Below are 12432 nucleotides of genomic sequence, written 5' to 3'. Positions count from 1 at the left end.
TTACAGCCGCATGCCCAGCGTCTGGCGCAGATGCGCGCCGGCCCCCAACAGGCCCGGCTGGCCATGGGTTATCATGAACACCGGAATGTCTCGCACATAGTCACGGAAACGCCCTTTGTCTTCGAAGGCGGCGCGGAAGCCCGAGGCCTTGAAGAATTCCATAAAGCGCGGCACGATGCCGCCGGCGATGTACACACCGCCGAAGGTGCCCAGATTCAGCGCCAGGTTGCCACCGAAGCGCCCCATGATCACGCAAAACAGCGACAGCGCGCGGCGGCAGTCGATACAGCTGTCGGCCAGCGCCCGCTCGGTGATGTCCTTCGGCTCCAGTTTCTCCGGCAGGCGGTTGTCCGCCTTAACGATGGCGCGATACAGATTGACCAGGCCCGGCCCGGACAGCACGCGCTCGGCGGAAACGTGCCCCACTTCACCGCGCAGCACCTCCAGAATAATGTCTTCTTCTTCGCTGTTCGGCGCGAAATCAACATGGCCGCCCTCGCCCGGCAGGCTGACCCAGCGGCGATCGACCTGCACCAGGTGGGCAACGCCCAGCCCGGTGCCGGCGCCGTACACCGCGATCGGTTTGCCCGGCTGCGCATCGCCGCCGCCAAACTGCAGCACGTCGTCCGGCGAGAGCATCGGGATCGCCATCGAGACGGCGGTGAAATCGTTGATCACTTCCAGATGACTCAACCCCAGGCTGGCCTTCATTTCTTTGATCGAGAACGCCCAGCTGTGGTTGGTCATCGCGACCCAGTCTTCCGTCACCGGGCAGGCGATCGCGATGCAGGCGTCCTGCACCTCGATCTCGCACTCTTTCAGGTATTGGCGGATCACCGCCTCCAGGCTGTCGAACTCCAGGCCGGAATAGGTTTTCGCCTGGGTAATCTCACCCGTCGCAACAGTGCACAACGCCAGGCGGGCATTGGTGCCGCCAACATCACCCACGAGGGCATAGGTCATTGATTTCGTCTCCGCAAAATGAAAAATAAAACGCTGCCCACACTGTAAAATCCTGCTGCGAAAACAACAATCACCCGCCTCGGATCTGCACCTCAATAGCGATCCGGATCACAAAAAACGTTTCAGCTTGTCCGCTATGCCGCGATTTGAAACAAATTGCGGCAAAAAACGCCCCCCGGCGACTGTTAACCGTCATCGCCGCCGGGCAATATCAATGCGTGCCTGCGCGCCGATAGTCTGGCAAGCTGTGGCCACTGCCCAACCACCCGCACTCCCTGCCCCGCAGGGAGGCATCGACAAGGGATTATTCATGCTGCATCCGCGCGCCAATGCCATGTTGGCCTTTGCTTTGCCTGCGCTGATTATCGGTTCCGTTTCCAGTCTGGTGCTGCTGTTGGTGATGAAAATTGCCGCCGCATTGCAGCAATTACTGTGGGTGGCGCTGCCCGATGCGCTGAGCCTGGACGCCCAGTCGCCCTGGTGGCCGGTTGCGATGCTGACGCTGACCGGCGTGGCGGTCGGCCTGATCGTGCGTTATATGCCGGGTCACGCCGGGCCGGATCCGGTGACGGAATCGCTGATCGGCATGCCGCTGCCACTCTCCGCCTTGCCGGGGTTGGGGTTGGCGCTGATTGTCGGCCTGGCCGGCGGCGTCAGTCTGGGGCCGGAGAACCCGATCACCGCCATCAACATCGCACTGGTGGCGGCGGCCGGCGCGCGCCTGCTGCCGAAGGTGCCGCGCATGGACTGGATCATCCTGGCGGCGGCAGGCACTATCGGCGCAATGTTCGGCACACCGGTCGCCGCCGCGCTGATCTTCTCGCAAACCCTGGCCGGCAATAACGAAACGCCGCTGTGGGATCGGCTGTTCGCCCCGCTGGTGGCTGCCGCCGCCGGCGCGGTCACCACGCAGATGTTCTTCGTGCCCAATTTCGCCCTGCAGCTCGATGCCTACGACGTGACGCGGCTGCCGGACATTTTCAGCGGCGCCATCGTGGCGCTGATCGCCATCGCGCTCGGCATGGTGGCGCTGTGGTGTTTCCCGCACGTTCACCGCCTGTTCCATTCAATGAAGAATCCGGTGTTGATGTTAGGGCTGGGGGGCTTTGTGCTGGGGCTGCTGGCGCTGTTGGGCGGAGAGATTACCCTGTTCAAGGGGCTGGATGAGATGAAACGCCTGGCGGTGGACGACAGCTATTCGGTGCCGGCGCTGTTGACCATTACCCTGACCAAGCTGGCGGCGCTGGTGATCGCCGCCGCCTGCGGTTTTCGCGGCGGGCGCATCTTCCCGGCGGTGTTCGTCGGCGCGGCGCTGGGCCTGATGCTGCACCAGCATGTTCCGGCGGTGCCGGCGGCGATCACCGTCTCCTGCGCCATCATGGGGCTGGTGCTGGTAGTGACGCGCGACGGCTGGCTGAGCCTGTTTATGGCGGTGGCAGTGGTGCCGGATCTGCACCTGCTGCCGGTCTTGTGCATCGTGATGCTGCCCGCCTGGCTGGCGCTGGCGGGCAAACCGCTGATGCTGGTAAACCGCCGGCAACCGCCGCGCGACGATTAGGCCAGCGCGAACGCCGCGGCGGCGCGGGCGTGGATTGCAGTGGTGTCGAACACCGGCACCGACGCATCCCGCTCGCTCACCAGCAAGCCTATTTCGGTGCAGCCGAAAATAATCCCCTGCGCCCCTTGTTGTTCCAGATCGCTGATAATCCGGCGATACTCGTCGCGCGAGGCGTCGCGAATTTTACCGAGGCACAGCTCGTCATAGATGATGCGGTGTACGATGTCGCGATCGGCGCTGACCGGCGTCACCACGTCGATGCCGTGCAATTCCTGCAGGCGGCCGCGGTAAAAGTTTTGCTCCATGGTAAAGCGCGTGCCCAGCAGCCCAACGCGGCGAATGTTTTTTTCCCGCACCTGCAGCGCCGTGGCATCGGCGATGTGAATCAGCGGCAGGCCGCTGGCCTGCTCGACCGCCTCCGCCACCTTGTGCATGGTGTTGGTGCAGATCACGATAGCTTCGGCGCCGGCGGCGCGCAAAGCCACCGCGGCGGCGGCCAACAGCCGGCCGGCGCCGTCCCAATCGCCCTGGTGCTGCAAGCGCTCAATCTCCTGGAAATCGACGCTGTAGAGCACGATTTTGGCCGAATGCAGCCCGCCAAGGCGCGCCTTTACCTGCTCGTTGATGGTGCGGTAATACGGAATGGTGGATTCCCAGCTCATGCCGCCCAGCAGACCCAACACTTTCATCCTTCGTTCCTCAGCATTTCCGACGATCCTCTGACCTTACCTGAGAATCGTCGGTCTGACGACGCCTTATTTGGCGCCGGAATTGATCGGCTGGCGCGCCTCGAACCAGCGCTGACGCAGCATGTCGTACAGCCAGTTATAGGCCATGGTGTACGGCAGGAAGAACAGGAAGAAACCGATTTCCAGCATAAACGCCTGCGTCCAGGAGATGCTCAGCATCCAGGCGGCGATCGGCACGCCGATCAGGATAAAACCGGCTTCAAAGCCGACGGCGTGCAGCGCACGCACCTTCAGGTTACGCACCACCCGGCTGACCGGCCATAGGCGGTCGAACACCGTGTTGTAAACCATGTTCCACAGCATCGCGACGGTGGAGAGCATTACCGCCAACGCACCGACCTGCACCATTGAACGGTTCAGCAGCCACGCGCCCAGCGGGGCGCAAACCATCACGGCGATGGCCTCGAAACCGACGGCGTGGACGATACGTTCAATGAGAGACTTGTTTTGCAGTTGCATACATCACCTTTTTTCAACAGTTGTTGCGAAAGCCAGGTGATTATCATCGCTTTTTTGGGTAGATTAAAAATAGGTTCCATCGATAAAGTAGATATATTATGCACTATTCCCCGGAAGCGTTGCACGCGTTTGTCGAAGCCGCCGCCCTCGGCTCGTTTTCCGCCGCCGCGCGCAAATTGCGCAAAAGCCAATCCACCGTCAGCACCGCCATCGCCAATCTGGAGGCGGACCTGGCGCTGACCCTGTTCGATCGCGGCGCGCGCCAGCCGGTGCTCACCGCTGCCGGCCGCAAAGTGCTGGGACATGTGCAGGCGATCCTGGCCGCCAGCGAACGCCTCGACGCCCTGAGCATTCAGTTGGCGGGCGAGGTTGAACCGCGCCTGAGCATGGTGTTTTCCGATACCTACCAGCCCAAGCATCACGATCGGTTGATGCAACTGTTCGAACAGCGCTACCCGGAGATTGAGCTGGAATGGATGATCGCTGAGGAAGGCGACGTAATCGATCTGCTGCAAAGCGGCCGCGCGCACTTGGGCATGGTGGAAGTGCAAAAAAGTTATCCGCCGGATATCGCCTTCTCCCGGCTGCCTGAGCAGACCGAAATGGGGCTGTTCGTCGCCCATCAGCATCCGCTGGCGCCGGTCGCTGCGCCAACGCCGGAGCAATTGTCCAGCACCCGCCAGTTGATCCTGAATACCTACACCGGCGCCGAGGCGGCCAGGCAAGGAGGATTGGTGTGGTCGGCGCCCAGCTATCTGCTGCTGCTGGAGATGGCGGAACAAGGATTCGGTTGGGCGGTGTTGCCGCACTGGCTGGTGCAGCAATACGGCCACGACAGACTAACCCAGCTGCGGCCGCGCGGCTGGCCCAAACTGATTTCGGTGGATGCGGTCTGGTCCAAACTGACCCCGCCGGGCCCGGCGGGGTTCTGGATGCTGGAGCGCCTGCTGGGCGACACCCTGCCTTAAGCGGCGGCGTTGCGCGCCTGAATGGCGCGAGAGACGGTATCGAGGAGTTCCGGAATGTCCATCTTCGGCAGCATCACTTCGATGAAGGCCAGCCGCTCGTCGTCCGCTACCTCGCGCAGTGCCTGACGCAATCCGTCCGGATCGCTGACCCGCAACGCCTTCACCGGCCGATCACCGGCCAACGCCATCGGCAACTGCGTCCAGTTCCAGCGCGCGATGTCGTTATAACGTTGCTCCGGCCCGTGGATCGCGCGCTCAACGGTATACCCCTGATTGTTCAACACAAAGATCACCGGTTTAAGCCCGTCGCGCAGCATCGATCCCAGTTCCTGCACGGTTAACTGCGCGGCGCCGTCGCCGATCAGCAATACTGCCCGGCGCTGCGGTTCGGCGGTCTGCACGCCGAACGTCGCCGGCAGGGTATAGCCGATCGATCCCCAGAGCGACTGCACGATCAGGCGGCAGCCACGCGGCAACGTCAGCGCCGCCGCGCCGAAACAGGCGGTACCCTGATCGGCCAGCACGATATCCCCCGGCCGCAGGAAATCCTGTACTTGCCGCCAGAAGGCGTGCTGATCCAGCCCTTCCCCATCGCCTTCCGGCAGCGCCGGGCGGACGATCGGCGGCAACGGCCAACGCGACGCCAGCGACAGGCTCAGGCGGTGCAATGCCTGCACCGCCTCGCGCATCGGAATGCGGCTAAAGCGCTGCCGCCCGACCCAGGCTTCGAACGGTTGAATATCGATGCATTTTTCCACCGGCAGATGATGCGTGAATCCTCCGGTAATGGTGTCGGTGAAGCGCACGCCGACGTTGATCACCACGTCGGCGTTTTCGATCGACTGTTGCACCGACGGATCGCAAGCGCCGCCGCAGTAGGTGCCGACAAAACCTGCGCGGTTCTCATCCAGCACGCCCTTGCCGAGCAGCAGCGTGGCGTGCGGGATCGCCACTTCCTGCATCCAGCTATCCAGCGCCGTTTCAACACCAAAGCGGTCCGCCAGAAAGTCCGCCAGCAGCGACACCCGCCGTGCCGACAGCAGCTTTTCGCGCGCCGCGGCGATAAACGCCTGCAATGCGCTCTGCGACAGTTTGGCCTGGCGCAGCATCAGCGGCGCCGGTTTACTCGGCAGCGGCGCCTGCGCGACGTCGCTGGGCAACATCAGGTAAACCGGGCGATGCTCCAGCAAGGCGGCGCCGATCAGGCGGTCTATCTCCAGCGCGGCGTTGTCGGCGGTCAGGTCGGCCTGCGCGACGGTCACCTCTTTGGCTATCCGGGCGAAATGAGTGAAGTCGCCATCCCCCAGCGAATGATGCAGCAAATCACCGGCGCGCTGGGCGCGCTGCGCCGGCGTGCCGACCACGTGGATCACCGGCAGGTATTCGGCGTAGCTGCCGGCCACCCCGTTCAACGCGCTCAGCTCCCCCACGCCGAAGGTGGTAAGCAGCGCGGCCGCCGGTTTGCAGCGCGCATAGCCGTCAGCCGCATAGGCGGCGTTCAACTCGTTGGCGCAGCCTACCCAGGTGATTTGCGGATGCGCGAGGACGCGATCGAGAAATTGCAGGTTGTAATCCCCCGGCACGCCGAAGAAATGACGGATGCCGATTTGGGCCAGACGATCGAGCAGATAATCGGCCACCGTATAGGTCTGAGTCATGATCATCACCTGTCTGCAGCTGAAGCGATTATCTTAATTATCGAAGATTCCGTTCAAATTTCGAACAATCATCCCGGCATCGAACGGCAACCTGGCGTTACATGCCGGCGCCGTGATCGCTCCCGCGGCAACGCGGTGTGGAAACGTATACACTCAAAGCACTTCACCTCTCGCCGACAAGGATAACTATGTCTTACCCAGCCTCCCCCTCGCGTTATCAAGATATGGAATACCGGCGCTGCGGCCGCAGCGGGCTGAAGCTGCCCGCCGTCTCACTCGGCCTGTGGCACAACTTCGGCGACGCCACTTTGTACGATAACGCCCGCGGCCTGATCCGCTGCGCCTTCGATCGCGGCATTACCCATTTCGATCTGGCCAATAACTACGGCCCGCCGCCCGGCGCCGCCGAGGAGAACTTTGGCCGCATTCTCAACGCCGATCTGCGGGCCTGGCGCGATGAGCTGATCGTCTCCTCTAAAGCCGGTTACACCATGTGGCCCGGCCCCTACGGTGATTGGGGCTCGAAAAAGTACCTGGTCGCCAGCCTCGATCAGAGCCTGAGGCGCATGGGGTTGGAGTATGTGGATATCTTTTATCATCATCGGCCGGATCCGGACACGCCGCTGGAAGAAACCATGGCGGCGCTGGATCTGCTGGTGCGCCAGGGCAAAGCGCTGTATGTCGGCCTGTCCAACTACCCGGCCGAGCGCGCGCGACAGGCCTTCGCCATTCTGCAGCAGCTCGGCACGCCGTGCGTGATCCATCAACCGAAGTATTCGATGTTGGAACGCGGGCCGGAGACGGCGTTGCTGGATACGCTGGAGGAACATGGCGTCGGATCTATCGCCTTCTCGCCGCTGGCGGGCGGCCTGCTGACCGATCGCTACCTGCACGGCATCCCGCAAGATTCTCGCGCCGCCAGCGGCAGCCGCTTCCTGCAGCCGGAGCAGCTGACCGCCGAGCGACTGGACAAGGTGCGCCGCCTCGATGCGCTGGCGCGGCAACGCGGGCAGAAGCTGTCGCAGATGGCACTGGCCTGGGTGCTGCGCGGCGATCGCGTGACCTCAGTGCTGATCGGCGCCAGCAAGAATGCGCAGATAGAAGACGCGGTGGGCATGCTGGCCAATCGTCACTTCAGTGAAGAAGAGCTCGCGCAGATCGAGAACATCTTATTGTAATCGTTTACAAATTCCGCCGTTCAATCGAGCGGCGATACTCCAGAAAAATCTCAAATCTTAACCTCCTGCATCATTTTCAGAGTGGCTCTCAGATTCAACCCTATATGCCGGCGCTATGATGCCGATATTGCAGCAAAAATAACGATAAGGCCGCTTTTAAACTGATGAACGCGCTTCATAAAGTGACAAACGGCCAGGCCGCGCAAGCGGGAAGGAGAAGCCATGTTTAAACCTCTGCTCTTGGCCGCCATTTTGGCGGCGACGGTACTGCCCGCCGCACAGCAGGCGCATGCCGAAGGGATCAGCATCGATCTGATGCCGGGCGTTTCATTGCGCATCGGCGATCAGGATAACCGCGGCCGTTACTGGGACGGTTACGATTGGCGGGATCGCGACTGGTGGCAAGGCCATCAGGGCCGTTATCTCGGCGACCGCAGCCGTCGCGGTTACTACTGGGACGGCTATCGCTGGCGCGATGGCGACTACTGGCGTAAACACTATTACTATCATGAAGGACGCTATCGTAAATACGACAAACACTACGATAAGCACCACTGGAAGAAAGAGAAAAAGCACCATCACGATCATGACCGCGATCGCTGGCGCCGCCACGGCGATGACGACCGCGATTAACGACGACGGGCCGGCGCAACGCCGGCCCGCACTGTTTTCGCTTACAGCACGCTGCCGATCAGCAGGTAGCCGTTCAACCCAACCACCACCAGTACGATCAGCTTGCCCAGATTTTGCACCAGCGGGCCGTTGACCATTTCCCCCATCAGCGCCCGATTGCCGGTGAAAGCCAGCAGCGGCACCAGCGCCAGCGCAATGCCGAAGCTGAGCAGCACCTGGCTCAGCACCAGAATGCGCGTCGCATCCATCCCCAACATGATGACGATAAACGACGGCAGCATGGTCACCGCGCGCCGCAGCCACAGCGGAATATGGAAACGCACGAACCCCTGCATCACCACCTGCCCCGCCAGCGTGCCCACCACGGTAGAAGAGAGGCCGGCGGCCACCAGGCTCAGGCCGAACACGGTGGCGGCGGCGTGCCCGAGCAGCGGTTGCAGCGTCAGGTAAGCCACGTCGAGATCGGCGATGCCGCTGTGGCCGCTGAAATGAAACGCGGCGGCGGCGGTGGCCATCATCGCCAGATTAACGAAACCGGCGATGGTCATAGCCACGGCGACGTCGACTTTGGTGGCGGCATAGCGTTCCGCCTTGTCGTGCTCGCCGCCGATTTGGGTGAGCGACGAATGCAGATAGATCACGTGCGGCATGATGGTGGCGCCCAATACCCCGGCAGCCAGGAATACCGCATCGCCGTTAGGCAAATCGGGCAGCGCCATCCCCTTCAGCAGCGGCGCCAACTGCGGCTGGGAGAACGCCAGCTCGACGATGTAAGCGGCGGCGACGAACAACAACAGCCCGCCGATCACCAGCTCCAGCGGCTTTTGCCCGCGTTTTTGCAGCATCAGAATTAAAAAGGTGGCGATGCCGGTCAGCACTGCGCCCTGTAACAGAGAGACACCGAGCAGCAGCTTGAAGCCGATCGCCGCGCCGATAAACTCAGCCAGATCGGTCGCCATGGCGATGATCTCCGCCTGTACCCAATAGGCCCACACCGCCGGCCGCGGAAAGCGATCGCGAATATGCTCGGCCAGATTTTTCCCGGTGGCGATGCCCAGCTTGGCGGACAACAGCTGGATCAGCATCGCCATCACGTTGGCCCAAACCACCACCCACAGCAGGCTGTAGCCGAATGAGGCGCCGGCCTGGATGTTGGTGGCGAAGTTGCCGGGATCGATATAGCCGATAGCGGCGATGAAGGCGGGCCCCATGAGCGAGAGTTTGATTTTTCTGGCGGAGCGACCGGAGGTGGTTTCAACCACGCGACTGTTCAGCATATGTTGAACCCTTACTGAAATTACGTTTATCTCCACTCTATATAAATGATAATAATTATCAAGCGCATTTAGAGCGGTAAAACTTATCTCTGTAATAGCCAACATTAACGGTTTTATCGAAGGGTTCAGCGCGGAGCTTGCCGATTTCCGTGCTTTTCTGATGGGATTTTGGCTGCAATCCCCCTGAAAGACAGGTTAGCACAAGAATACGAATTTCCTATTGCTGCTTTAACATCTTGATTTTTTATGCTTTTGCGCAACACTTTAGGAGAACTCCCACTATGATTTTCCATATTTGCAATAGAAGTCTCGTTTTTAAACGTAGCGTTACATAAAATGACAGCCGAAATTCAGCCTGCCTCAAATTTGGAGCAAACATGTCCCATATTGCGCACTTTGCGTTGGCGATAGTGGTGGTAGCGATCCTGGCCCTGTTGGTGTGCCGCGATCGTAAAAGCATCCGCATTCGCTATGTTATTCAACTACTGGTTATCGAAGTACTGCTGGCCTACTTTTTCCTGCATTCGGAAGCGGGTTTGGGCTTCGTAAAAGGATTCGCCGCGCTGTTTGACAAACTGCTCGGGTTTGCGGGACAAGGGACTGATTTCGTGTTCGGCGGCATGGGCGACAAAGGCCTGGCGTTCTTCTTCCTGAAGGTGCTGTGCCCGATCGTCTTCATTTCGGCGCTGATCGGTATTCTGCAGTACATCAAGGTGCTGCCGTTCATCATCCGCATTATCGGCACCGTGCTGTCGAAAGTGAACGGCATGGGCAAGCTGGAGTCGTTTAACGCCGTCAGCTCGCTGATCCTGGGGCAATCCGAAAACTTCATCGCCTACAAGGATATCCTGGGCAAGATGTCGGAAAAGCGCATGTACACCATGGCGGCGACCGCGATGTCTACGGTTTCCATGTCCATCGTCGGCGCCTATATGACCATGCTGGATGCCAAATTCGTGGTGGCGGCGCTGGTATTGAACATGTTCAGCACCTTTATCGTGCTGTCGCTGGTCAACCCGTACGACACCAATAAAGAAGAAGAGCTGCACCTCGGCAACCTGCACGAAGGCCAGAGCTTCTTTGAAATGCTGGGTGAATACATCCTGGCGGGCTTCAAAGTAGCGATTATCGTCGCCGCGATGCTGATTGGCTTCATCGCCCTGATCGCCGCGCTCAACGGTGTGTTCAGCGCCATTTTCGGCCTGAGCTTCCAGGAAATCCTCGGTTACTTCTTCTATCCGTTCGCCTGGATCATGGGCATTCCTAAGCACGAAGCCCTGCAGGTTGGCAGCATCATGGCCACCAAGCTGGTTTCCAACGAATTCGTGGCCATGATGGAACTGCAGAAAGTCTCTGCCGAGCTGTCGCCGCGCAGCCTGGGGATCCTGTCGGTGTTCCTGGTGTCCTTCGCCAACTTCTCTTCCATCGGCATCGTGGCCGGTGCGATCAAGGGCCTGAACGAACACCAGGGCAACGTGGTGTCACGCTTTGGCCTGAAGCTGGTGTACGGCTCTACGCTGGTCAGCATCCTGTCCGCTTCCATCGCGGGTCTGGTGCTGGGCTAAGCCTCGAACCAACTGCGATAACAAGGCGCCTGCGGGCGCCTTTTTTATTGGTTGTTATTCGGCAATAGTTGAATGACGAAAAGCAAAAAGCCGACCCTAAGGTCGGCTTTTTAAATGGTGGTGGAGCTAGACGGGATCGAACCGTCGACCTCTTGCATGCCATGCAAGCGCTCTCCCAGCTGAGCTATAGCCCCACAAAAGTGGTACGCTTTGACCGGCGTTACGGTATCCCCAACCTTTCTGAGAAGAAGATTGGTGGAGCTAGACGGGATCGAACCGTCGACCTCTTGCATGCCATGCAAGCGCTCTCCCAGCTGAGCTATAGCCCCGTTCCACAATCACTTTGTGCTGTGAACGGGGCGCATAATATGAAACCCGCTCAAAGCTGTCAACGGCTAAATTGAATTACTGAATCAAGCGTTGAAAAAGCCGCCAAATCAGCATCTTTGGCGCCAAAAAATCATCACTTTGCGCAGAGTTCATCCATTTTGCGCGCTACATCTCAAAATGGCGAAAGACCCTGCATATCACGTTGATTTTTAATTAACGGAATGTTAGCGAAATGCGCTTGAGTCGGACTCCCGAGCGGCATAGACTGCCCGCGCCATAAACTTCATTACTATAAACCGAGTCCGTCATGTCTTTGCATTCACCAAAAGAAATCGCCGCCCTCGCCGTTCAGGCCGGGGTAAACAAAAGCCGCGCCCCGCTCGCTAATCTGCTGATTCTGGGCTTTCTCGCCGGCGCCTTTATCGCCACCGGCTTCCTGCTGGATATTCACGTCATCGGCACCCTGCCGGCCGAATGGGGCTCTTTCGGCGCGCTGTTGGGCGCCGCGGTGTTCCCTATCGGTTTGATCCTGACCATTCTGGCCGGCGGCGAACTACTGACCGGCAACATGATGACCTTGCCAATGGCCTGGTTCGCCCGTGAAATTCCCGCCATCGCCGTGCTACGCAACTGGTTTTGGGTCACCCTGGCCAACTTCGCCGGCAGCGTGGCCGTCGCCTACTTCTTCGGCCACCTGCTGGGCCTGACCGAAGGCGCGTTTTTACATAAGACGCTGGCGATCGCGCAGGCCAAAGTGGATGCGGACTTCCTGCACGCCTTCATCTCCGGCGTCGGCTGCAACTGGCTGGTATGCCTGGCGGTGTGGTTAGCCTTCGCCAGCAAAGATGTGCCGGGCAAAGTGATCGGCATGTGGTTCCCGGTCATGGCTTTTGTCGCCATCGGCTTCCAACACGTGGTGGCGAACATGTTCATCATTCCGGCGGCCATCTTCGCCGGCGGCATGGGCTGGGAACAGTACCTGCCTAATTTCGTCGCGGTATTTCTCGGCAATGCGCTGGGCGGCGCCGGCTTTGTCGGGCTGATGTATTTCCTCGCCTATCGCCCCGGTTTGCCGGCCAGCGAACACGCCTGAC

General features: G+C 60.2%; 11 protein-coding genes and 2 tRNA genes. 6 read left to right on the top strand and 7 right to left on the bottom strand.

The window, feature by feature from the left end:
- The gene (gene glk / locus ACMGF7_RS14595; protein ID WP_015378652.1) at positions 1–963 is read right to left on the bottom strand and encodes a glucokinase; all 963 of its coding nucleotides are present in this window, start codon (positions 961–963) and stop codon (positions 1–3) included.
- Between the two features lie 310 nt (positions 964–1273).
- Here glk and ACMGF7_RS14590 point away from each other — a divergent pair, with 310 nt between their 5' ends.
- Positions 1274–2521 (top strand): ion channel protein, encoded by a 1248-nt coding sequence (locus tag ACMGF7_RS14590; RefSeq protein ID WP_420286492.1) that lies wholly within the window; start codon positions 1274–1276, stop codon positions 2519–2521.
- Here the strand turns inward: ACMGF7_RS14590 and ACMGF7_RS14585 are convergent.
- The gene (locus ACMGF7_RS14585; protein WP_164095521.1) at positions 2518–3210 is read right to left on the bottom strand and encodes an aspartate/glutamate racemase family protein; all 693 of its coding nucleotides are present in this window, start codon (positions 3208–3210) and stop codon (positions 2518–2520) included. The two genes, ACMGF7_RS14590 and ACMGF7_RS14585, sit on opposite strands and share 4 nt — an antisense overlap.
- Positions 3211–3276: 66 nt before the next feature.
- Positions 3277–3729 (bottom strand): multidrug/biocide efflux PACE transporter, encoded by a 453-nt coding sequence (locus ACMGF7_RS14580; protein ID WP_004936357.1) that lies wholly within the window; start codon positions 3727–3729, stop codon positions 3277–3279.
- 98 nt (positions 3730–3827) lie between these two features.
- Here ACMGF7_RS14580 and ACMGF7_RS14575 point away from each other — a divergent pair, with 98 nt between their 5' ends.
- Positions 3828–4697 (top strand): LysR family transcriptional regulator, encoded by an 870-nt coding sequence (locus ACMGF7_RS14575; protein ID WP_197763321.1) that lies wholly within the window; start codon positions 3828–3830, stop codon positions 4695–4697.
- Here the strand turns inward: ACMGF7_RS14575 and ACMGF7_RS14570 are convergent.
- Positions 4694–6355: an alpha-keto acid decarboxylase family protein gene (locus tag ACMGF7_RS14570; protein ID WP_197763319.1), complete on the bottom strand. Its 1662-nt coding sequence runs from the start codon at positions 6353–6355 to the stop codon at positions 4694–4696. The genes ACMGF7_RS14575 and ACMGF7_RS14570 overlap by 4 nt on opposite strands.
- Before the next feature lie 188 nt (positions 6356–6543).
- On the opposite strand from ACMGF7_RS14570, the gene mgrA reads away from it, so the two are divergent.
- Both mgrA and ACMGF7_RS14560 read left to right on the top strand, forming a co-directional pair.
- On the top strand, positions 6544–7533 hold the full coding sequence (gene mgrA / locus ACMGF7_RS14565) for an L-glyceraldehyde 3-phosphate reductase (RefSeq protein ID WP_049240046.1): 990 nt from the start codon (positions 6544–6546) through the stop codon (positions 7531–7533).
- 222 nt (positions 7534–7755) lie between these two features.
- A complete protein-coding gene (locus ACMGF7_RS14560; RefSeq protein WP_004936369.1) occupies positions 7756–8166 on the top strand; it encodes a DUF2502 domain-containing protein in 411 nt (136 codons plus the stop codon).
- 41 nt (positions 8167–8207) lie between these two features.
- On the opposite strand, the gene ACMGF7_RS14555 is transcribed toward ACMGF7_RS14560, so the two are convergent.
- Positions 8208–9443: an Nramp family divalent metal transporter gene (locus tag ACMGF7_RS14555; protein WP_004936371.1), complete on the bottom strand. Its 1236-nt coding sequence runs from the start codon at positions 9441–9443 to the stop codon at positions 8208–8210.
- 377 nt (positions 9444–9820) lie between these two features.
- On the opposite strand from ACMGF7_RS14555, the gene ACMGF7_RS14550 reads away from it, so the two are divergent.
- On the top strand, positions 9821–11008 hold the full coding sequence (locus ACMGF7_RS14550) for a NupC/NupG family nucleoside CNT transporter (RefSeq protein ID WP_004936373.1): 1188 nt from the start codon (positions 9821–9823) through the stop codon (positions 11006–11008).
- A gap of 118 nt (positions 11009–11126) precedes the next feature.
- On the opposite strand, the gene ACMGF7_RS14545 is transcribed toward ACMGF7_RS14550, so the two are convergent.
- Positions 11127–11202: transfer RNA gene (locus tag ACMGF7_RS14545), tRNA-Ala, on the bottom strand.
- A gap of 59 nt (positions 11203–11261) precedes the next feature.
- A tRNA-Ala gene (locus ACMGF7_RS14540) sits at positions 11262–11337 on the bottom strand.
- A gap of 308 nt (positions 11338–11645) precedes the next feature.
- On the opposite strand from ACMGF7_RS14540, the gene ACMGF7_RS14535 reads away from it, so the two are divergent.
- Positions 11646–12431 carry a formate/nitrite transporter family protein gene (locus ACMGF7_RS14535; protein ID WP_015378658.1) on the top strand — a complete coding sequence of 262 codons (786 nt, stop codon included), beginning with the start codon at positions 11646–11648 and terminating at the stop codon, positions 12429–12431.
- The last annotated feature ends 1 nt before the right edge of the window (position 12432 follow it).

The sequence above is a fragment of the Serratia sp. BNK-17 genome (assembly GCF_048684935.1).
In the GTDB taxonomy this organism is placed as follows: Bacteria; Pseudomonadota; Gammaproteobacteria; order Enterobacterales; family Enterobacteriaceae; genus Serratia; species Serratia nematodiphila.
The sequence above is the reverse complement of the archived record's forward strand: the minus strand, read 5'-3'. Positions and strand labels throughout refer to the sequence as shown.

Excerpts from the sequence above, each read along its gene's own strand:
- ACMGF7_RS14575 (WP_197763321.1), top strand. The coding sequence starts at position 3,828 with ATGCACTATTCCCCGGAAGCGTTGCACGCGTTTGTCGAAGCCGCCGCC.
- mgrA (WP_049240046.1), top strand. The coding sequence starts at position 6,544 with ATGTCTTACCCAGCCTCCCCCTCGCGTTATCAAGATATGGAATACCGG.
- ACMGF7_RS14550 (WP_004936373.1), top strand. The coding sequence starts at position 9,821 with ATGTCCCATATTGCGCACTTTGCGTTGGCGATAGTGGTGGTAGCGATC.
- glk (WP_015378652.1), bottom strand. The coding sequence starts at position 963 with ATGACCTATGCCCTCGTGGGTGATGTTGGCGGCACCAATGCCCGCCTG.
- ACMGF7_RS14555 (WP_004936371.1), bottom strand. The coding sequence starts at position 9,443 with ATGCTGAACAGTCGCGTGGTTGAAACCACCTCCGGTCGCTCCGCCAGA.
- ACMGF7_RS14535 (WP_015378658.1), top strand. The coding sequence starts at position 11,646 with ATGTCTTTGCATTCACCAAAAGAAATCGCCGCCCTCGCCGTTCAGGCC.
- ACMGF7_RS14590 (WP_420286492.1), top strand. The coding sequence starts at position 1,274 with ATGCTGCATCCGCGCGCCAATGCCATGTTGGCCTTTGCTTTGCCTGCG.
- ACMGF7_RS14560 (WP_004936369.1), top strand. The coding sequence starts at position 7,756 with ATGTTTAAACCTCTGCTCTTGGCCGCCATTTTGGCGGCGACGGTACTG.
- ACMGF7_RS14570 (WP_197763319.1), bottom strand. The coding sequence starts at position 6,355 with ATGACTCAGACCTATACGGTGGCCGATTATCTGCTCGATCGTCTGGCC.
- ACMGF7_RS14580 (WP_004936357.1), bottom strand. The coding sequence starts at position 3,729 with ATGCAACTGCAAAACAAGTCTCTCATTGAACGTATCGTCCACGCCGTC.
- ACMGF7_RS14585 (WP_164095521.1), bottom strand. The coding sequence starts at position 3,210 with ATGAAAGTGTTGGGTCTGCTGGGCGGCATGAGCTGGGAATCCACCATT.